This window comes from Rhizobium sp. EC-SD404, from assembly GCF_902498825.1.
Lineage (GTDB): Bacteria > Pseudomonadota > Alphaproteobacteria > Rhizobiales > Rhizobiaceae > Georhizobium.
In genome coordinates, this window is record NZ_LR701459.1 from 2,180,940 (window position 1) to 2,201,535 (window position 20,596).

The following is a 20,596-nucleotide window of genomic DNA, read 5'->3' on the forward strand; positions in this document are numbered from 1 at the left end:
TGGCGAATTGCTATATGATTTCGCTGCACCTGCCAAGTTGTCGACAATCGAATTGTGCAGCGCCGCAATTTGCGCTTAGGCCGGAGCCGGCGATGACAATCCTCTTGTCAATGATGTCAGGCGTTTCAATTGGTTAGCGGAGCTGGTCGGCAATCCGGCCGAGCGACTCCTCGCGTCCCAGAACCTTCAAAACATCGAACACGCCGGGCGAAACGGCCCGTCCCGTCAGTGCAGCGCGAAGCGGCTGGGCAACCTTGCCGAGCTTGAGTCCTTCGCGTTCAGCATAGGCGCGAACGGTCTCGTCCAGAGACTCGATCTCCCAGGAATCGAGCGTCTGCAGCATCGGCAGAAGCCCCTCGAGAACCGGGCGTCCTTCGGCCAGAATCGCTTCTGCCTTCTCGTCGTTCTGGAGCGGGCGCTCGTCGAACAGAAAGCGTGCGCCGTCGGCAAGCTCGACCAGCGTCTTGGCGCGCTCCTTCAGCCCCGGCATCGCCGCCAGAAGCTGGGCGCGGCGCTCCTCCGTCATGCGGTCGAGGAAATAGGCGCCGCCTTCCATCTCGGGCAGGATGGCGATCAGGCTGTCGACGAGACGCGCGTCGTCGGCCTGACGGATGTAATGTCCGTTCAGCGCTTCGAGCTTCTTGATGTCGAACCGGGCGGCACCCTTGTTGATGTCGGAGACATCGAACCATTCGATCATCTGCTCGATCGACATGATCTCGTCATCGCCATGGCTCCAGCCGAGACGGACGAGATAATTGGTGAGCGCCTCGGGCAGAAAACCCATCGCCCGATAGGCTTCGGCACCGAGCGCGCCATGGCGCTTGGAGAGCTTGGCACCATCGGCTCCGTGGATCAGCGGAATATGGGCCATGGAGGGGATGTCCCAGCCCATGGCACGATAGATGATCGACTGCCGCGCCGCATTGGTCAGGTGGTCGTCGCCACGAATGATGTCGGTCACGCCCATGTCATGGTCGTCGACCACGACTGCGAGCATGTAGGTCGGATTGCCGTCCGAGCGGAGGATGATGAAATCGTCGAGATCGGCATTGGGGAAGCGCACGTCGCCCTGTACGCGGTCCTGGACCAGCGTCTCGCCATCGCGCGGCGCCTTGATGCGGATGGCGGGTTTGACGCCTTCCGGTGCTTCGGAAGCATCGCGGTCGCGCCAGCGCCCGTCATAGCGCGGCGGCTTGCCGGCGGCACGCTGCGCTTCGCGCATCGCATCCAGTTCCTCTGCCGAGGCATAGCAGTGATAGGCCTCGCCACGCTTCACCAGTTCCTCAGCGATTTCGCGGTGACGCTCGGCCCGTTCGAACTGCGAGATCGGTTCGCCATCCCAGGAGAGACCCAACCAGGTCAGCCCGTCGAGAATGGCATCGACGGCAGCATCGGTCGAGCGCGCGCGATCGGTATCCTCGATGCGCAGCAGCATCTTGCCGCCCCGGTTCTGGGAATAAAGCCAATTGAACAGAGCCGTTCGCGCGCCGCCGATATGGAGGTATCCAGTGGGCGAGGGTGCGAAGCGGGTGACGATCCCTTCGGACATGATCTTGAACCTGTCAGTGATGCTGGGTTGAGCGACAATCGGGCCTTTGAAGGCCGCATCGGCATGTTGGCGGTGATCTAACACACGAGGGCGACAGCGCAAGGCTTGCGGTGTATCGTGCACCAAGGCGAGGGGGCCTGAACCGCATGGCGCATGCCGATGCTGAACGCGAGCCAGTGAATGGCTCCGCTTGCGAGCGGACTGCGTTTGCGTTCGACCCGCCCGATCCCTATGTCGACGACGATCCCGAAAGCGACCCTCTGCGCACTGTCAGCCGTTCTCAATCTCGGCGTCCGCGTTTGCCGCAATGGAATTTGAGGCAGGCGCTTGAGGAAGAGCGTGGCCATGGCGCGCTGTTTCTCTGGGCTTCCGCTTTCTTCGCGACCGGCGCCGCGCTCTGGCGCATCTTGCCGAGTGATCCGCCGTTTCTTGTGACGTTCGGTTTGACCGTGGCAGTCGGATTGGCCGCGGCACTCACCTCGAACCGGCTGCGAAACCTGCTGAGCGCGCTGTGCCTGATCCTTGCCGGGCTGGCCTCCGCAGCGGCGGAGGCGGATCGCCGCGCAATCACCGTGCTGGACAGTCCGGTGGTAACAACGATCTCCGGTCGGGTGCTGGCACGCGAAATCGATGAGGAGGGGCGTTGGCGCTACCTGGTCGAAGTCAGGTCTACGCACGACCCGACATTGCGGCGGCCGCCAGAACGCGTGCGGCTGCTGGCGCGCAGCGACCATCCCGATATCGAGATCGGCGCGTCCATCATCGGCCTGGCGCGTCTGGCGCCCCCATCTGGTCCCGCGATGCCAGGCACGTTCGATTTCGCCTTCAACTCCTATTTCGCCGGTATCGGAGCCTTCGGCTTCTTCTACGGGCCACCCGGTATCATGCCCGGTGAAAGGGTCGATGAGGGTTTCGAAGATCGGATCGCGCAATGGACGACCGAACTGCGCGAAACCATCGCCTTTCGGATCAAGGAGGTGATCCCGGGGGATGCGGGCGCCGTCGCGGCGGCGATGACCGTGTCCGACCGCCGCTCGATCTCCGAGGAGACGAACGAAGCCTTCCGCATCACCGGGCTCGCCCACATCCTCTCGATCTCCGGCCTGCACATGTCGCTGGCAGCAGCCTTGATGTTCACCGGGCTGCGCCTTGGCTTCGCGCTCGTGCCGGGCATCGCCCAGGCCTGGCCCGTCAAGAAATTCGCGGCGCTCGGCGCCATCGGCACTTCCACCTTCTACCTGCTGATTTCAGGAGCCGTCATCTCCGCGCAACGGGCGTGGATCATGGTGGTCGTCATGCTGGTCGCGGTGCTGCTCGATCGGGCCGCGCTGACTATGCGCAACGTCGCGATCGCGGCCTTTCTCATCCTTCTCGTCACGCCGTCGGCGGTGACATCGCCCGGTTTCCAGATGTCTTTCGCGGCCACTGCGGCCCTCATCGCCGCCTATGGCGGCTGGGCCGCGCGCAACAAGAACAAGGCTCCGGAGTTCTCCAGCGCCAAACCGGGCTTCGTCTGGCGCTGGACGGGGCTGATCCTCGGCTTGGCCGTGACCTCGCTGATCGCCGGAGCCGCGACGGGGATATTCTCCGCTCACCACTTCCACCGCATGTCGAGCTACGGGATGATCGCCAATGTGATCGCAATGCCCGTCATCTCCATCATCGTCATGCCGTTCGGCACCCTTGCGCTCCTGACGATGCCGTTCGGCCTCGACGCGATCTTCCTCACGATCATGGGTGTTGGTCTCCAGGCGGTCATTGCCATCGGCCATCATGTCGCCGACTATGGCGACGGTTTTGCTACGGGTCAGATTCCGGGTGCCGTCACTGCGCTTCTGTCGCTGGCGTTGCTCATTCTCGTCTTTGCCCGAACATGGCTGCGAAATGTCGCGATGATACCCGCGTCTGCCGCCGCGCTGATCATGGTGTCCGACATACGCGCCGACCCGCCATTGCTGCTGATCGCAGAGGACGGCCGCTTGGCCGCGATCTTGCGCGATGACGGCTTGGCCACCAACCGTGCGCGTCCGAGCAGCTTCATCTTCGATCAGTGGGCGACGGCAACCCGGCTGGAGACCCATGTCCCGCCAATCGTCGTTGTCGATGCACAGGCTGACCACACGTCAACCCAGGCGCCTGCCGAGCCGGTCGAGGGCGAAGCCGAAATCGACCCCGCCATTGCCTACGGAATGATGCGTCAGGCGATCCGCGAACTGAGTGATGGGCAAATAACAGGCGTGTTCCAATGCCGCCGAGGTGCGTTTTGCGTGGCTCGCATGGAAAACGGCACAACGATCGCCTGGCTGGAGGAGCCGGCCTATGTCGGCCCCGCATGCGACATGACCGATATCGCGATCATTCCGATACCGCTGTCGATGCGCGAATGCCGGTCGGGCGCGACGCTCTTCACCGCCCGCACATTGCGTGAGACCGGCGCAATCGCCGTCTACGCTGAAACGAGGGGAGACGGATTCGCGGCGAACGAAGCGCGTGCTGCAGGCAATGGGCAGAGTGCACACCTTGACCAGCAGCCGACGTTCCGCTTCGAGCAGTCTGCCGGCCGGATGCGCGCTTGGACGCGACACCGCTACTATGACTGGAGAACGGGAAGTTTTGCCGAGCCCGGCACGGATGGCGCCTCTTCCGTCAACACGAACATGAGCGGAGACGGAAGAGCTGCCGATAGCCTGGATCAGTGATAGCGCCGAATGAGCCCGACGAGCTTCCCCTGGATCTTGACGCGATCCGGGCCGAAAATCCGCGTTTCATAAGCCGGGTTGGCGGCCTCGAGCGCGACGGATGCACCTTTGCGACGGAAACGCTTCAACGTCGCTTCCTCGTCGTCGACCAGAGCCACGACGATGTCGCCGGGATTGGCCGTCGAGGAGTTCTTGATGATGACCGTGTCGCCGTCGAAGATGCCGGCTTCGATCATCGAATCGCCCTTGACCTCGAGCGCGTAATGTTCGCCGCCGCCGAGCATGTCCGGTGGAACGGCAATCGAATGGGTATTGTTCTGGATGGCGGAGATCGGCACACCCGCCGCGATACGGCCCATGACGGGCACGCTGATGGCGCGATTGTCGTTGTCGCGCGGCATCTCGCTCTGGCGGCGCTCGGCTGCAATCTCGGGCTTCGGCGTCTTGCCAAGCGATCCTTCGATGACACTCGGCGAAAAGCCGCGACGCTGCGGCACTGCCGCGTTGTAGCTGTCCGGCAGCTTGATGACTTCCAGCGCACGCGCACGGTTCGGCAGACGGCGAATGAAGCCGCGTTCCTCTAGCGCGATGATGAGGCGGTGGATCCCCGATTTAGACGCGAGATCGAGGGCTTCTTTCATCTCGTCGAAAGATGGCGGTACGCCGCTTTCCTTCAGACGCTCATGGATGAAAAGAAGCAGTTCCTGCTGCTTACGCGTCAACATCGGCTGCTTGGGCCCCCGCTCGATCGGATGGAAACAAATGTGGAACACACTTTATCTGTTCCTTTTGTGTTCCGCAAGTCCGCCAGGGAAAACCGTGGCTAGATCCGTCGCAAGACGATCGCCCGCACGGTGTCTCCCATCTTGGCGGCGGGGGCAAATGGTTGCCGGATGACGAGGCCGTCCGCCTCGGCGAACACGCGCATCATGGAGGAATCCTGCTTGGTGGCAGGGGTGGCGACCAACTTTCCGTCCGCCCGTCGGCGCATCGCCGCGCGCAGATAATCCTGGCGCACGTCGTTTTCGGCGAGGTCGACATCCAGAACCGCATCCACCATCTGCAGATGATGGGCGCGGCCAGCGAGCTTTGCGATCAGCGGCGTGAGGAAGACGTAAGAGCAGACGAGGCTCGAAACCGGGTTTCCGGGCAATCCCAGAACATGCATCGGGCCGATGCGGCCGCTCATCAGAGGTTTGCCGGGGCGCATGGCGATCTTCCAGAACGCCAACTCAAGGCCGCGCGATTCCAGCACGTTGCGAACGAGGTCGTGATCGCCGACCGAGGCGCCACCAAGCGTTACGAGGATATCGGCGCCTGCCGCCTGTGCGGCATCGATCGATCGATTCAGGGCATCCTCGGTGTCGGCGGCGATGCCGAGGTCGATCGGGTCGCCTCCTGCTTCCTTGACGATCGCAGCGACACCGAAGCTGTTGGATGCGATGATCTGATCGTCTCGTGGGTCCGCGCCCGGCTGCACGAGTTCGTCGCCAGTCGCGAGGATGGCGACGCGCGGACGACGATGAACGGGCAGGGAAGGGAGGTTCATGGCTGCTGCCAGTGTCAGCCGGCCGGCATCGAGCATCGCGCCCTTGGCAATGACCGTTTCACCCCGGTGGAAATCGAGGCCTGCACGCCGCACGAAACGCCCGGACTGGACAGGCTCTAGAACGTCGATCCGGTTTGCGTCGAGGGGCCTTGCGTTTTCCTGGATGAGAATCGCATCGGCACCGTGCGGAACCGGCGCGCCGGTAAAGATGCGGACGGTCTCGCCGCGTCCGATGGCGCCTGGGAAACCATGGCCGGCGGCCGATTCGCCGATGACGGTGAGCGTGGCGCCTGGTTCTGCCGTATCGGCTGCAATCACGGCGTAGCCGTCCATGGCGGAGGCGGGAAACGGAGGTTGATCGCGCCTCGCGATAAGTGGTTCGGCGAGCACGCGGCCCCACGCGGCATTCAAAGGCACATTCTCGATATCGTCGATCGGTCGAGCGTCAGCGAGGATCAGCGACAGTGCATCATCGACGGGCAGCAGCGCCATGGTCAGGGTGCCCCGTCATTACCCGGAAAAGTCCAATCGCCGGACTTGCCGCCCGTCTTCGACAGCAGTCGGATACCGGTGATTTCCATCGCTTTGTCGACCGCTTTCGCCATATCGTAGATGGTGAGGCAGGCAACAGACACGGCCGTCAGCGCTTCCATCTCGACGCCTGTGCGGCCCGTGAGACGCGCCATGGCCTCGACACGCAGGCCGGGCAGGGTATCCGCTGCCTCGATCGTTACAGACACCTTGGTCAGCATCAGCGGATGGCAAAGCGGGATGAGGTCGGCAGTCCGCTTGGCAGCCATGATGCCGGCAATGCGCGCCGTGGCGATGACGTCGCCCTTTGCAGCGCTGCCCGATTGAATGAGAGCGAGCGTTTCCGGGGCCATCTTCACGAAGCCTTCGGCGATGGCGACACGCTCGGTCTCGGCCTTGCCGCCGACATCGACCATGGTGGCACGCCCGCGTTCGTCGAGATGTGTGAGCCGCGGTTCGTCGCTCATTGCGCTGCCACCTGAAGTTTGCCCGTAAGCAGCGTCTCCGTCGCGCCGGCGACATCGTCGATGCGCATCAGGCTTTCGCCGACGAGGAACGTGCCGATACCGGCGCGCTCGAGACGCAGGCAGTCCTCATGGGTGAAGATGCCGCTTTCGCCGACAAGATGACGACCGGCAGCCATCGGGGCGAGGCGCTCGCTGGTTTCGAGCGACACGTCGAAGGTGCGCAGATTGCGGTTGTTGATGCCGATGAGCGGTGAGGTCAGCACCAGCGCGCGCTCCATTTCAGCCTCGTCATGCACTTCGACAAGCACGTCCATTCCGAGATCGGTCGCCGTATCGTGAAGCTCGAGGGCCATGGCATCGTCGAGACAGGCCATGATGACGAGGATGGCATCGGCGCCCATCGCCCGGGCCTCAAAGACCTGGTACGGCTCGAAGAGGAAATCCTTGCGGATGACTGGCAGCGTCGTCGCAGAACGGGCAGCGACGAGGAATTCCGGCGCGCCCATGAACGATGGGGTGTCGGTCAGAATCGACAGGCAGGCCGCGCCGCCCGCCTCATAGGCTCGGGCAAGCGCCGGCGGATCGAAATCGGCGCGGATGAGACCCTTGGACGGGCTGGCCTTTTTGATCTCGGCGATCAGAGCGAACTGACCATGAGCGCGTTTCTCCTCAATCGCGGCCAGGAACCCGCGCGGCGCGTCGACATTCGCAAGCGCTGCCTTCACCTCTGCAAGCGGCCGGGCAGCCTTGGCGGCAGCGATCTCTTCGCGCTTGTAGGCTTCGATGCGGGTCAGGATATCGCTCAACGCCTCATTTCCTTCATATCAAGCCGCTTCTTCATCATGCCGCGGCCGCGTGGCGCTGCGAGACCGCAACGAGCCGCTCCAGCACGGCAAGCGCCGCGCCGTCGTCAATCGATTTCGCCGCAAGCTCCAGACCTTCCGCAACCGTCTCTGCACGGCCGGCAACCACCAGCGATGCGCCGGCATTCAGCAGCGAAATCTCGCGATAGGCATCTTTCGAGCCGCGAAGAACTGCCTGCAACGCCTTTGCGTTATGCGCTCCGTCCGCGCCTTTCAGCGCATCGATCGACACGCGCTTCAGGCCGAGTTCTTCCGGCTCGATCGAGAAACGCCGGATCGACCCGTTCTCCAGGGCAACGATATCCGTTCGCCCCGTGGTCGTCATCTCGTCGAGACCATCACCGTGGACGACCCAGACGCGCTCCGATCCGAGATCCTTCAGCACCTCGGCCAGCGGCTCCAGCCATTCCGGCGCGAAGACGCCCAGCAACTGCCGCTTGGCGCCGGCGGGATTTGACAGTGGGCCGAGCAGATTGAAGATCGTTCGGGTGCCGAGTTCCACACGCGTCGGGCCCACATGGCGCATCGCGGCGTGGTGGGCGGGGGCGAACATGAAGCCGATGCCGGCTTCCTCGATGCAGGCCGCGATAGCCGGCGCCTTGAGATCGATCGCAACGCCGAGCGCCATCAAGGCGTCCGCAGCACCGGATTTAGACGACAGCGCGCGGTTACCGTGCTTGGCGACGGGAACGCCGCAGCCCGCCACGATGAAGGCCGCGCAGGTGGAGACGTTATACGTGCCGGTTCCGTCGCCGCCCGTGCCGACGATGTCGATCGAATCGGCGGGCGCCTCGACGGTCACCATTTTGCTGCGCATGGTGGTCACGGCGCCGACGATCTCGTCGACCGTCTCGCCGCGCACCCTGAGCGCCATCAGGAACCCGCCGATCTGGCTCGGTGTGGCATCGCCGGACATCATGATGTCAAACGCCGCCTTGGCGTCGTCGCGCGACAGCGGGACACCGGACGCGGCCTTGGCGAGGTAGCTCTTCATGTCTGCCATCACGGCATCCCCCGATGTCGCGTCTTTAAAAGCCGAGCGCCTGCGTGCCGAGCTGCTGGTTGATCCGCACCGGATATTCCGCCTGCAAACGGGTCACGAGCTGGTCGAGCAGATCGTCGCCGCCGCTGCGAGCAATGGCGGTCCGCTCCTGGTCGGGGATCGCCTTCGATGCGGAGATTGCTACCTCGTTGACGCGCATGACGATCTGGCCTGCGCCATCCGCGTCCTGCGCGGTCGCCACGTGGCCACCAGGACCGGCAAAGGCAGCCGCGATCGCCTCCGGCCCGAATGTGGGGTTCTCGCTGTCGCGCTGGAGATTGTATTCCGTGCGCACGTTCGTGCCGAGTTCCGTCGCAATATCAGCGAGCGGCGTGCCGTCGGCTACGGAAGCGCGCAGTTCTTCGGCGCGGGCAGCGAGTGCCGCTGCGCGCTGTTCCGCCTGCAAATCGGTAACGACATCGTCGCGCACTTCGTCCAGTGTGCGGTCGCGGGCCTCTTCAATGTCCAAAACCTCGAAGAACACGTAGCCGTCAGAGCCGAGATTCAGCGGCTGGGCCTCGATGCCGATCTCAGTTTCGAACGCCTGGGCAAGAAGATCCTGCGATTGGGGCAGATCGCTCAGCACGTCGCCTTCGGGTGTGCGCCCCGAGCGGTCGACCGCTTCGACGACGACCGGCTCCAACTGCTGTTCGCGTGCAGCCTCCTGCACGGGTAGGCCGCCCGCGCGTGCATCTTCATAGGCGTTGAACACATCGAACAGCGTCTGCGAGGCTTCTGCCACTGCGAGGTCTTCACGGATCTCCGCTTCGACGTCCTCGAAGGCTGTTTCCTCGCCACCCTCGATCGTGGCGACGCGCAGGATGACTGGACCGAAGGGGCCGTCGACAACATCGGTGACGCCGCCCGCTGCCTCGACGGCAAATGCCGCTTCCGCCAGCGCCGCGTTGGTCATTTCAGTCCGGGCAAACGTGCCGATGCGCACATCGGCTGCACTGCGGCCAGCTTCGGAAACGATTTCGTCGAACGGCGTTCCTTCGGCCAATTCTGCCGCTGCGGCTTCTGCGGCCTCGCGATCCGGGAAAACCAGTTGATCCAGCGTGCGTCGCTCGACGCTCGTATAGCGTTCAGGATTGTTGTCGAATTCCGCCCGCACGACCTCGGCATCGATGGCTTCCGGATCGGCGATGTCGCTTGCGGTCAGCGTCACATAAGCGATGCTGCGATATTCCGGCGCCGTGTAGCGGCTGCCATTGTCTTCGAAATAGGCGGCAAGTTCCTCGTCCGTCGGCTCGCCGATCGGATCGATCATGCTCTCGTCGACGATAAGATAGTCGACGGTGCGTGTCTCGGCTCGATGGCGGCCAAAGGCGTCGAGCAGCGTGTCGGGCAGTTCGAAACCGTCGGCCAGAGCCTCCACGACCTGCGTGCGCACAGCAACCTGCTCGCGATTGCGGATATAGTCGTCTTCGCTCATGCCGACATTCTGCAGCACCGCGGCAAAGTTTTGGCGGCTGAACTGGCCGTTGATGCCTTGGAATGCGGGGTCCTCGGCAATCAGCCCGGCCAATCGGTCCTCCGAAAGCCCGAGCTGCATGTCGCGCGCCTGCTCATCCAGTGCGGCACCGGCGACCAGCTGCGAATAAACCTGATTCTCGATGCCGAACGCGCGCGCTTGTTCGGTCGTGATCCGGGTGCCGAACTGTTGCGAGAGGAGGGAGAGTTGGCGATCGTATGCAAGCCGGAATTCCAGTGCGGACACTTCGGTCTCGCCGACCGAAACCACCGTGTCGCCACCGCCCGAGAACATCGCGCCGCTGACGCCCCAGACCGCGAATGACGCGACGAGCAGGAAGAACAGGACTTTGGCGACCCAGGTCTGGGCGCCCCTTCGCAGCATTGTCAGCATTTCTTACCCGATCATCCTCTTGCTTTCACGCGGATGCGCGCTGTTCTAGCCGCGTTGGTGCGGCACGTAAATGCCGGATTGCGGGCGCCTGTCCCCATGCGTTCGTTTGATTTTCGGGGGCAGTCTGGTAGCTACGGCCACCGAGCAAAGTTGGAAAAGGTCAAGCGCGCATGACACCTGGGATCAGGCCACTTGTGGCAGGCAATTGGAAGATGAACGGTCTTCGGGACAATCTCGGCGAGCTGAAAGCCATCATCGATGGCGTGAACGCCCCTTCGCTGGAGATGATCGATGCCCTCATCTGCCCGCCGGCGACGCTCGTCTACGTGGCGACGGCACTGGCCGAAGACAGCGATCTCGCCATCGGCGCGCAGGATTGCCACTGGAACAACTCCGGCGCCCACACCGGCGATATTTCCGCTGAGATGATTGCGGATTGCCTAGCGACGCACGTGATCGTCGGCCACTCGGAACGTCGCGCCGACCACGGTGAGGACGATGCAACCGTAGTGCGGAAGGCAGAAGCCGCCTGGGAAGCTGGCCTTGTGGCCATCATCTGCATTGGCGAGACGGAAGCGGAGCGAAAAGCGGGCGACACGCTGGCGGTTCTCGGTCGACAGCTGGCTGGCTCAGTCCCTGATGGCGCCGAGGCCGATATCACGGTCATTGCCTACGAGCCCGTCTGGGCTATCGGAACGGGCCTGACGCCGACGGCCGACGATGTCGCCGAGGCCCATGCTTTCATCCGCGAAACGCTGGTTAGCCGTTTCAAAGGCGAGGGCGCCGCCATGCGTATTCTCTATGGTGGCTCCGTGAAACCATCGAACGCGCGCGAGCTTATGGCGGTCCATAATGTCGATGGTGCACTGGTCGGCGGTGCGAGCTTGAAAGCTGATGATTTCCTCGCCATCTGTGGCGCATATAACGATATCTGACCGCGCAACGCATCGCTGCGCTCGAAATGATGGCTTCGGGGTTGGAAACGCAGCAGCTCTCGTGTAGAGGGGCCGCTGATTTTCCGACCATTGCCGCCTTTTGGCAGGACCCCCAAATATGCAGACCGTCTTGATCGTCATCCATCTCATGATCGTGCTCGCGCTGGTCGCGGTCGTGCTTCTCCAGCGTTCCGAAGGGGGCGGCCTGGGGATCGGCGGCGGTGGCGGCAACATGATGGCGTCGCGGTCGTCGGGCAATGCGCTGACGCGGATCACCGGCATCCTGGCGCTCGCCTTCTTCGTCACTTCGCTGACGCTCGGCATCCTCGCCCGTTACGAGCAGGGTCCCTCGAGCATCCTCGACCGAATCGAAGGTCAGACGGAAGGCACCGGCGCGGGCATCCTGGACCAATTGGGCGGCCCGGCTCCTGAAACTGAAACCGCGCCGGATGGCGAGAGCGATATCCCGTCCTTGCCATCGAGCGAGCCCGCACCGCAGACCGACGTGCCCGCAGCGGATGCGCCGGTTGACGAAGCACCGTCGTCCGATGCGCCGGATGTTGACGCACCTGCCGCGGTCGACGACGCGCCCACAAAAGGCGAAGACGCCCCGGCTGCGCCGTCAGACACCGACGCTGCGCCAGCCGCAGAAGACGCACCGGCACCGAATTCGGTCCCGACCGGCCAGTAAGAACGGCCACGATATACAAGATGCGGCGCCCGGTCTGGCGCCGCATTTTTTTGTGCGGAATGACGCCTGGAAGAGGCGGCAGTCCACAGGAATTGGTTCCCGGTCTGCACTTTCGGCTGGTGGAATCGCAGGCGAGAGACTAACGAGGTAAGCCCATGGCGCGATATGTTTTCATCACAGGCGGCGTGGTCTCCTCCCTCGGCAAGGGCATCGCTTCCGCAGCTCTCGGTGCACTCCTTCAGGCGCGCGGTTACCGCGTGCGGCTGAAGAAGCTGGATCCCTATCTCAATGTCGATCCGGGCACCATGAGCCCGACGCAGCACGGCGAAGTGTTCGTTACGGACGATGGCGCCGAGACCGACCTCGATCTCGGTCACTACGAGCGCTTCACCGGGCGTTCCGCCATGCAGTCGGACAACATCACGACCGGGCGCATCTACAAGAACATCATCGACAAGGAACGGCGCGGCGACTATCTCGGCGCCACCGTCCAGGTCATTCCGCACGTTACCAACGAGATCAAGAACTTCGTGCTTGAAGGCAACGAGGACTATGATTTCGTGCTGTGCGAAATCGGCGGCACCGTCGGCGACATCGAGGCGATGCCCTTCGTCGAGGCGATCCGCCAGCTCGGCAACGATGTGCCGCGTGGCAATGCGATTTACGTCCACCTGACTTTGATGCCATTCATCGCGGCCGCGGGTGAACTGAAGACGAAGCCGACGCAGCATTCGGTGAAGGAACTGCAGGCGCTCGGCATCGCTCCGGACATCCTGCTCGTGCGCGCCGACCGCGACATCCCGGTCGATGAGCGCCGCAAGCTGTCGCTTTTTTGCAATGTTCGCCCGTCCGCCGTCATCCAGGCGCTCGACGTGGCCTCGATCTACGATGTGCCGATGGCCTACCACAAGGAAGGTCTCGACGGCGAAGTGCTCGCAGCCTTCGGCATCGAGCCGGCGCCGAAGCCGCGTCTGGAACGCTGGGAAGACGTGGCCCACCGCATCCGCACGCCGGAAGGCGAGGTGACCATCGCGGTGGTCGGCAAGTACACCGGATTGAAGGATGCCTATAAGTCGCTGATCGAAGCGCTTTATCACGGCGGTATCGCCAACCGCGTGAAGGTCAATCTCGAATGGATCGAATCGGAAATCTTCGAGAAGGAAGATCCGTCGCCCTGGCTGGAGAAGGTACACGGCATCCTCGTGCCCGGCGGCTTCGGTGAGCGCGGTTCGGAAGGCAAAATACTCGCCGCCCGCTTCGCTCGCGAGCGCAAGGTGCCGTATTTCGGCATTTGCTTCGGTATGCAGATGGCCGTGCTGGAAGCGGCCCGTTCGCTGGCCGGCATCGAAAAGGCGTCTTCGACCGAGTTCGGTCCGTCAAAGGACCCGGTCGTCGGCCTGATGACCGAATGGCTGAAGGGCAACATGTTGGAGAAGCGCTCCGCGGCCGGCGATCTCGGCGGCACGATGCGCCTCGGTGCCTATGTCGCGCATCTCAAGCCTGGCACGAAGATCGCCGAGATTTACGGCACGGGTGAAATCTCCGAGCGCCATCGCCACCGCTACGAGGTCAATGTCGACTACAAGGACCAACTCGAAAGCTGCGGCCTGACATTCTCAGGCATGTCGCCGGACGGTGTCCTGCCGGAAACGATCGAGTACGCGGATCACCCGTGGTTCATCGGTGTGCAGTACCATCCCGAACTGAAGAGCCGACCGCTCGAGCCGCATCCGCTCTTTGCAAGCTTCATCGAAGCGGCCGTCGAGCAAAGCCGGCTGTTCTAGGCGAGTGTGGGCGACAGTCAGGCGGGCTGTCTTGACCGTTGCCACGATCGGGTCCGGGCGTTAGAAGCCCGGCCATGAACGCATCCTCGCAGATCACCCGTCCGCTCGACCACCTGGTCCTTCCCGTCTCCGATCTCGCAACGGCGCGCAGCCGCTACGAGGCGCTTGGCTTTACGGTCGCGCCGCGCGGCGAGCACCCGTTCGGCACAGAAAACGCCTGCGTGTTCTTCAAGGGCGGAACGTTTCTCGAGCCTTTGGCCGTCGCCGACCGGGAAGTCTGCGAAGCCGAAGCGCGTGCTGGAAACGTTTTCGTCGGCCGGGACCAGGCCTACAGGTTCCGCCGCGGACAGGATGGCTTCTCCGCGATCGTGATGGGGAGCGAAGACGCCGATCGCGACGATGCCGAGTTTACGGAGGCCGGGCTGTCTGCCGGGCGGATGCTCAGCTTCTCGCGCAAGTTCAAGACACCGGCAGGCGAGGAAGGCGAGGCGGCCTTCAAGCTCTCCTTCGCGGCCGACCCGCGTGCGCCAGACGCGTATTTCTTCACCTGCCAGCGCATCAACGTTCCGGCCGTGGACCGTTCGGCCCTGGAAAGCCACCTCAACGGTGTCGTGGCCATCCGTGAGGTGATTGCGGTCGAAGAAAACCCATCCGATTTCCAGTACCTGCTTCAGGAAATCGCCGGCACGCGAAACGTCGAGGCCCATTCCTTCGGAATTTCGGTCGATGCCACCAACGCCCGTCTTTCCGTGCTGACGCCCGCCGGGCTCGAAGGCTACTTTGGCGCGAAGACGGAGGGTCGCGAGCGCGGCATCCATCTGACCGCCGTCATCTTCACTGTCGCCGATCTGGCCGCGTGCCAGGCGCATATCTCACGGTCCGGCATCGCGACCCGCACCTCCGGCAACCGGCTGATCGTCGACCGCGCGGCCGGCCAAGGTGCAATCTTTATCTTCGAGGAGGCGTAAGCCATGGCAAGCCCTGCAAGCATCGTGAATGCCGGCAATGTCGCATTCGATAATTCGGGCCCGCTCAGCCTGATCGCCGGTCCGTGCCAGATGGAAAGCCGCGACCATGCCTTCGACCTGGCCGGGCAACTGAAGACGCTCTGTGCGGAGTTGGGGATCGGCCTCGTCTACAAATCCTCGTTCGACAAGGCCAATCGCACATCGATCGGCGGCAAGCGCGGCATCGGCCTTGAAAAGAGCCTCGAGGTCTTCGCCGACATCAAGCGTGAGTTCGACCTTCCGGTACTGACCGACGTTCACACCGAAGAGCAGTGTGCCGTCGTCGGAGAAGTGGTGGACATCCTGCAGATCCCGGCGTTTCTCAGCCGCCAGACGGATCTCCTGATCGCCGCCGCCAAGACCGGCCGCGTGGTCAACATCAAGAAGGGCCAGTTCCTCGCGCCCTGGGACATGAAGAACGTGCTCGCCAAGGTGACCGAGAGCGGCAATCCGAACGTGCTCCTGACAGAGCGCGGCGCTTCCTTCGGCTACAACACGCTCGTTTCCGACATGCGCTCGCTGCCGATCATGGCCGCGCTCGGCGCGCCGGTCGTGTTCGATGCCACCCACTCCGTCCAGCAGCCTGGCGGGCAGGGCGGATCAACGGGCGGCCAGCGCGAGTTCGTCGAGACGCTGGCGCGTGCAGCCGTGGCAGTCGGCGTCGCCGGCGTCTTCATCGAAACGCATGAGGACCCGGACAATGCCCCGTCGGACGGCCCGAACATGGTGCCGATCAAGGACATGCGGCGTCTTCTCGAGACCTTGATGGCCTTCGATGCCGTTGCCAAACGGGCACAGCATTAGACGATCAAAATATTGCCGGGATCATAATCGTTAATTGTGCGTTTCGTGGTCAGGTGCCGGCCGGGAACTTCCCATTCCCTTGGCCGGCGCTTCCCATAAAGGAGACGTCAATGAGAAAAATAATCGCCAGCGCAGTGCTGGGATCTGTCGCGCTCGCAGGCGCCTCGATCGCTCACGCTGCCGACATCGCCCCGGTCTACCAGGATGCTCCGGTCGTCTATCAGGATGCCGGTCCGCGTGATGGCGTGCGCGTCGGCTACCTGGATTGCGGTATCGGCAGCGGCGTGGGCTACGTGCTCGGCTCGGCCAAGTCGGTCGATTGCGTGTTCCGCCCGGCTGCCGGTGCGGCCCCGACAGATGCCTATACCGGCACGATCCGCAAGCTCGGCGTCGATCTCGGCTTCACCACCAACCAGCGCATGATCTGGGCAGTCGTTGCTCCGACCGCCGGTTATCATCAGGGTTCGCTCGGGGGCCTCTACAAGGGCCTGACAGCCGAAGCCACGGTCGGCGCCGGTGTCGGCACCAACGTGCTGATCGGTGGAACCGCCGGTTCCGTCCAGCTGCAGACCGTCAGCGTGACTGGCCAGCTCGGCCTCAACGTTGCCGCTGCCGGCACGTCGATGACGCTGAACCCGGTCAACTGACCAGACAACCAATCGGCCTTCGCGAGCATCGTTCGCGAAGGCCCGCCTCCATTGCCTTTTTCCCCCCATCCATTAAGACGGCGCGCGGACACCCTCCTTTGGTCTTCCCTCTGAAAGGACGCCGCAATGACCGCCATCGTCGACATCATCGGACGTGAAATTCTCGACAGCCGGGGCAATCCCACAGTCGAGGTGGATGTGATCCTCGAAGATGGTTCGATGGGCCGCGCGGCAGTTCCGTCCGGCGCCTCGACAGGTGCCCATGAGGCTGTCGAACTGCGCGACGGTGGAGAGCGCTACCTTGGCAAGGGCGTCGAGCAGGCCGTCGAATCGGTCAATGGCGAAATCTTCGACGCGCTGTCCGGTCTCGAAGCCGAAAACCAGATCCACATCGACGATTTGATGATTGAGCTTGACGGCACGCCGAACAAGTCGCGTCTCGGCGCCAACGCCATTCTCGGCGTTTCGCTCGCGGTCGCCAAGGCTGCGGCGGAAGCCAACACCTTGCCGCTCTACCGCTATGTCGGCGGCGTGCATGCGCATGTGCTGCCGGTACCGATGATGAACATCATCAATGGCGGCGAGCATGCCGACAACCCGATCGACTTCCAAGAATTCATGATCATGCCCGTCGGCGCTGAATCGCTGCGCGACGCCGTGCGCATGGGCGCCGAAGTTTTCCACACGCTGAAGAAAGAGCTGTCGGCGAACGGTCATAACACCAATGTCGGCGACGAAGGCGGCTTCGCTCCCAACATCGAAAGCGCCCCGGCGGCTCTCGATTTCATCATGAAGTCGATCGAAAAGGCCGGTTATCGCCCCGGCGAGGACATGTATCTCGCCCTCGACTGTGCCTCGACCGAGTTCTTCAAGGACGGGAAATACGTGCTCGAAGGAGAAGGCCGGACACTTGAGCCCGAGGCCATGGCCGATTACCTCGCCGAACTCGTCAGCAAGTATCCGATTGCCTCTATCGAGGACGGCATGGCTGAAGACGATTGGGACGGCTGGAAGGCTCTGACCGACAAGGTCGGCAGCAAGTGCCAGCTCGTTGGAGACGACCTATTCGTCACCAATTCCGCGCGCCTGCGCGACGGCATCAAGATGGGCGTCGCCAACTCGATACTCGTCAAGGTCAATCAGATCGGGACGCTCACGGAGACGCTGAACGCCGTTTCGATGGCGCATCGCGCCAATTACACGGCCGTCATGTCGCACCGCTCCGGCGAGACGGAAGATTCCACGATTGCCGATCTCGCCGTCGCCACCAATTGCGGACAGATCAAGACCGGTTCGCTTGCTCGTTCCGACCGGCTCGCGAAGTACAACCAGCTGATCCGCATCGAGGAAGAGCTCGGCGCCCAAGCCGTCTATGCCGGTCGCGAAATCCTTCGCGGCTGACCGCTCATGCAATGCTTGAGAGGCGGTGATAACCGTCTCTTAAGCATGATCGTGCCAAGACTATGAATGTCGTCAGTTGCCCTGCGGGGCTATGGGTAGCGCGTTCATGTCGACACGACAAAAGAGAAATTCGAAGCTTTCGCGGTTGGTCATTCCAGCAGTCGCGATCTCGTTCTTCGCCTATTTCGGCTTTCATGCGGTTCACGGTGCCTATGGCCTCAACGCCAAGATGCACCTGGAGCACCGTGCCATGGAGCTGCGGGCCGAGTTGAACGAGATGGTCGCCGAACGCGAGGCGCTGGAAAAGCGCGTCGCGCTTCTTGAGAACACGACGCTTGAGCGTGACATGCTCGACGAACGCGCGCGAGACCTTCTGAACGTCGCCCGGCCGGACGAAATCGTCATCTACCGCTGATCGTCATTCCATTATCCACATGCGAAAAGGGCGCTCGGTGAGCGCCCTTTTTCTTGTCGTCTCTGGAATAAGGTTACGCGCGCCCGCAGGCGCGCATCTGGTTGGCGTAGGTTTGTGCCATCTGTGCAGCACGGTCGGCGCCGCGCAACGCGATCGAGCTGTTGCGCCATGAACCGCGGGAATAGCCGCCGTGACCTGAGTAATAGGCTAGGTAAAGGTTGCGCATGTCGTTGAGCGCAATGCCATTCCGCTGATGGCTTTGATGGTGGTACCAGGCGACGAACGTCACAGCATCGCCGAAATTCGTTCGCCGTGCAGACCAACGTCCGGTCTTTGCCTGATACTCGGCCCAGGTGCCGTCGAGAGCCTGGGAGTAGCCATATGCGGTAGAGGCCCGCTTTCCGGGAATGAAGCCCAGAACCATCTTCCTAGGCGGACGGGCGCGGGCTCTGAAGCTCGATTCGGTATTGATGGTCGCCATCAGGATTGGGACGGGAACACCATATTGCCGCTCGGCGGCTTTTGCCTGTCGATACCAGTTGCCGACGAATCCGTCGCGTTGGTCGAATACGGCACAAACATTGTTCGTTTGCGATGGGGGACTCGCACAGCCGGCAATAACCAGCATGGCGATGAGAAGCATGGCACGCATAACAAAAACCTCATGCAATCAAGCACGAGTCATTGCTTAAAATTGTAAGGATCCCGTTAACGATGCCACTTGGATGATGTCCTTGCTACGACCGGGGACCCGGCCGAGCACGTTTGCGACGGAAATATTCCAGCGCCTTCTTGAAGATGAATGCGTAGATCAGTTTTTTCATGTGCCCGCTCCTTCAGCGCTGTGCGTTGTCGCCGCTTAATGCGGAAAGGGCCCGTGCAGTTCCGCTGGGTCAGGCGCATTTGCGGGACTTTTCACGTTAAATTACACGCTTGCCGCTGCCGCCAGACCTCGCTCGATATCTGCCAGTAGATCTGCAGCGTCTTCCAGGCCGATCTGGAGACGGATGACGGGACCTTCATTCGGCGCTTTCGCCACGGTCCGGTCTGAAAGATTGGCGACGACGGCCAGGCTCTCATAGCCTCCCCAGGAATAGCCGAGACCAAAGATCTGAAGCGCATCAAGAAACGCATGTGCCGTCGCCCTGTGGTGCCGCGCGTCGGGGCAATCGAGCACGATGGAGAAGAGCCCGCTCGCGCCGCAAAAGTCGCGCTTCCAGAGATCGTGCCCGGGAAAGCTGGGAAGCGCCGGGTGCAGCACGCGCGCGACGCCGGGCTTGCCCTCCAGGCTTTCTGCGAGAGAGAGGGCGGATTTCTGGTGACGCTCCAGCCGCACGCCCATCGTGCGCAACCCGCGTAGAATGGTGTAGCAATCGTCCGGCGCGGCGCAAACGCCCATGGCGAACTGCGTTTCCTTCAACTGCGACCAGCAGCGCTCGTTGGCGGAAACGGTGCCGAGCAGCACGTCGGAATGTCCGCTCGGATACTTGGTCGCGGCGTGGATCGAAATGTCGACGCCGAAATCGAGAGGACGGAAGAAGAGCGGCGTGGCCCATGTGTTGTCCATCATGACGACAGCGTCGACCGCATGCGCTGCTGTGGCGATCGCCGGAATGTCCTGCATTTCGAACGTGTTCGAGCCAGGGGATTCCGTGAGAACCACTTTGGTATTTGGCTTCATGACGTTCACGATGTCGGCGCCAAGCGCCGGATCGTAATACTCCACTTCGATGCCGAGCCGCTTGAGCATGGAGTCTGCGAAGTGCCGGGTGGGGAAATAGACCGAATCGACGATCAGAACGTGATCGCCCGACGAGAGAAAGGCGAGGAGCGGAATGCTGACGGCGGCAAGGCCCGACGGAACGAGAATGGTACCGGCAGACCCTTCGAGCTCATCGATCGCCGCGGCGAGTGCATCCGTCGTCGGCGTTCCCTTGGTGCCGTAGGTGTATTGCTGGTCGCGGCGCTCCATACGATCGGCCGTCGGGAAAAGCACGGTCGACGCGCGCACCACCGGAGGATTGACGAAACCGAAGAAGTCCTTCGGGTCATTGCCCATGTGCGCGAGACGGGTGTTGATGCCGTGGCTTTTGTCGTTTGTTGTCACGTCTTTATCCCTGTTGCCGCTTTGCCTGCCTAAATCGGGCGCCACACTATTCAGGACGTACGCGAAAACCAATGGCCAAGTCGCGTTTGCACACATTCAGGCGTGCTGCCCCTAAATCAGGCGCCTAAAGAAAATCACTGCCTCCTATTTCTGCACATCGGGTCTTGACCCCTCCGCTGTTTCGGAATGTGATGGGATACCCATTTTCGATCTGTGGCTGGGGTTGGCGATCAAA

The 20,596-nt window shown here is 62.6% G+C and carries 18 protein-coding genes; 9 read left to right on the top strand and 9 right to left on the bottom strand.

Annotated features, from left to right (window positions below; genetic code table 11):
- Window positions 1–133: 133 nt before the first annotated feature.
- Window positions 134–1,552, bottom strand: a complete 1,419-nt coding sequence (gltX, locus tag GC125_RS11205) for a glutamate--tRNA ligase (RefSeq protein WP_151985742.1) — start codon at window positions 1,550–1,552, stop codon at window positions 134–136.
- A gap of 146 nt (window positions 1,553–1,698) precedes the next feature.
- Here gltX and GC125_RS11210 point away from each other — a divergent pair, with 146 nt between their 5' ends.
- Window positions 1,699–4,251, top strand: coding sequence for a ComEC/Rec2 family competence protein (locus GC125_RS11210; protein WP_151985743.1), 2,553 nt, complete (start codon window positions 1,699–1,701; stop codon window positions 4,249–4,251).
- On the opposite strand, the gene lexA is transcribed toward GC125_RS11210, so the two are convergent.
- From lexA to GC125_RS11240, 6 genes are all read right to left on the bottom strand, one after another.
- The gene (gene lexA, locus GC125_RS11215; protein WP_126010475.1) at window positions 4,245–4,976 is read right to left on the bottom strand and encodes a transcriptional repressor LexA; all 732 of its coding nucleotides are present in this window, start codon (window positions 4,974–4,976) and stop codon (window positions 4,245–4,247) included. The two genes, GC125_RS11210 and lexA, sit on opposite strands and share 7 nt — an antisense overlap.
- A 98-nt stretch (window positions 4,977–5,074) precedes the next feature.
- Complete coding sequence (locus GC125_RS11220; RefSeq protein ID WP_151985744.1) at window positions 5,075–6,292, bottom strand: molybdopterin molybdotransferase MoeA; 1,218 nt, start codon at window positions 6,290–6,292, stop codon at window positions 5,075–5,077.
- Between the two features lie 2 nt (window positions 6,293–6,294).
- Window positions 6,295–6,798, bottom strand: a complete 504-nt coding sequence (gene moaC, locus GC125_RS11225) for a cyclic pyranopterin monophosphate synthase MoaC (protein ID WP_151985745.1) — start codon at window positions 6,796–6,798, stop codon at window positions 6,295–6,297.
- The gene (gene trpC / locus GC125_RS11230) at window positions 6,795–7,604 is read right to left on the bottom strand and encodes an indole-3-glycerol phosphate synthase TrpC (protein WP_151985746.1); all 810 of its coding nucleotides are present in this window, start codon (window positions 7,602–7,604) and stop codon (window positions 6,795–6,797) included. The genes moaC and trpC overlap by 4 nt, the downstream gene beginning before the upstream one ends.
- A 34-nt stretch (window positions 7,605–7,638) precedes the next feature.
- Window positions 7,639–8,664, bottom strand: coding sequence for an anthranilate phosphoribosyltransferase (gene trpD / locus GC125_RS11235; RefSeq protein ID WP_151985747.1), 1,026 nt, complete (start codon window positions 8,662–8,664; stop codon window positions 7,639–7,641).
- Window positions 8,665–8,689: 25 nt separating this feature from the next.
- The gene (locus tag GC125_RS11240) at window positions 8,690–10,561 is read right to left on the bottom strand and encodes a peptidylprolyl isomerase (protein ID WP_286165476.1); all 1,872 of its coding nucleotides are present in this window, start codon (window positions 10,559–10,561) and stop codon (window positions 8,690–8,692) included.
- Window positions 10,562–10,740: 179 nt separating this feature from the next.
- On the opposite strand from GC125_RS11240, the gene tpiA reads away from it, so the two are divergent.
- From tpiA to GC125_RS11280, 8 genes are all read left to right on the top strand, one after another.
- Window positions 10,741–11,505, top strand: coding sequence for a triose-phosphate isomerase (gene tpiA, locus GC125_RS11245; RefSeq protein WP_151985749.1), 765 nt, complete (start codon window positions 10,741–10,743; stop codon window positions 11,503–11,505).
- A 118-nt stretch (window positions 11,506–11,623) separates the two neighbouring features.
- A complete protein-coding gene (gene secG, locus GC125_RS11250; protein WP_151985750.1) occupies window positions 11,624–12,196 on the top strand; it encodes a preprotein translocase subunit SecG in 573 nt (190 codons plus the stop codon).
- Window positions 12,197–12,351: 155 nt separating this feature from the next.
- Entirely contained in the window at window positions 12,352–13,980 is a 1,629-nt protein-coding gene (gene pyrG / locus GC125_RS11255) for a CTP synthase (RefSeq protein WP_151985751.1), read from the top strand.
- Between the two features lie 74 nt (window positions 13,981–14,054).
- Entirely contained in the window at window positions 14,055–14,948 is an 894-nt protein-coding gene (locus GC125_RS11260) for a VOC family protein (RefSeq protein WP_151985752.1), read from the top strand.
- 3 nt (window positions 14,949–14,951) lie between these two features.
- The gene (kdsA, locus tag GC125_RS11265) at window positions 14,952–15,791 is read left to right on the top strand and encodes a 3-deoxy-8-phosphooctulonate synthase (RefSeq protein ID WP_151985753.1); all 840 of its coding nucleotides are present in this window, start codon (window positions 14,952–14,954) and stop codon (window positions 15,789–15,791) included.
- Between the two features lie 110 nt (window positions 15,792–15,901).
- Window positions 15,902–16,438, top strand: coding sequence for a DUF992 domain-containing protein (locus tag GC125_RS11270; RefSeq protein WP_151985754.1), 537 nt, complete (start codon window positions 15,902–15,904; stop codon window positions 16,436–16,438).
- A 126-nt stretch (window positions 16,439–16,564) separates the two neighbouring features.
- Window positions 16,565–17,839, top strand: a complete 1,275-nt coding sequence (gene eno, locus GC125_RS11275) for a phosphopyruvate hydratase (RefSeq protein ID WP_151985755.1) — start codon at window positions 16,565–16,567, stop codon at window positions 17,837–17,839.
- Between the two features lie 145 nt (window positions 17,840–17,984).
- The gene (locus GC125_RS11280) at window positions 17,985–18,254 is read left to right on the top strand and encodes an FtsB family cell division protein (RefSeq protein WP_502706051.1); all 270 of its coding nucleotides are present in this window, start codon (window positions 17,985–17,987) and stop codon (window positions 18,252–18,254) included.
- Window positions 18,255–18,327: 73 nt separating this feature from the next.
- On the opposite strand, the gene GC125_RS11285 is transcribed toward GC125_RS11280, so the two are convergent.
- Window positions 18,328–18,906: a transglycosylase SLT domain-containing protein gene (locus GC125_RS11285; RefSeq protein WP_151985757.1), complete on the bottom strand. Its 579-nt coding sequence runs from the start codon at window positions 18,904–18,906 to the stop codon at window positions 18,328–18,330.
- A gap of 273 nt (window positions 18,907–19,179) precedes the next feature.
- Window positions 19,180–20,457, bottom strand: coding sequence for a cystathionine beta-lyase (locus GC125_RS11290; RefSeq protein WP_151985758.1), 1,278 nt, complete (start codon window positions 20,455–20,457; stop codon window positions 19,180–19,182).
- Between the last annotated feature and the right edge of the window lie 139 nt (window positions 20,458–20,596).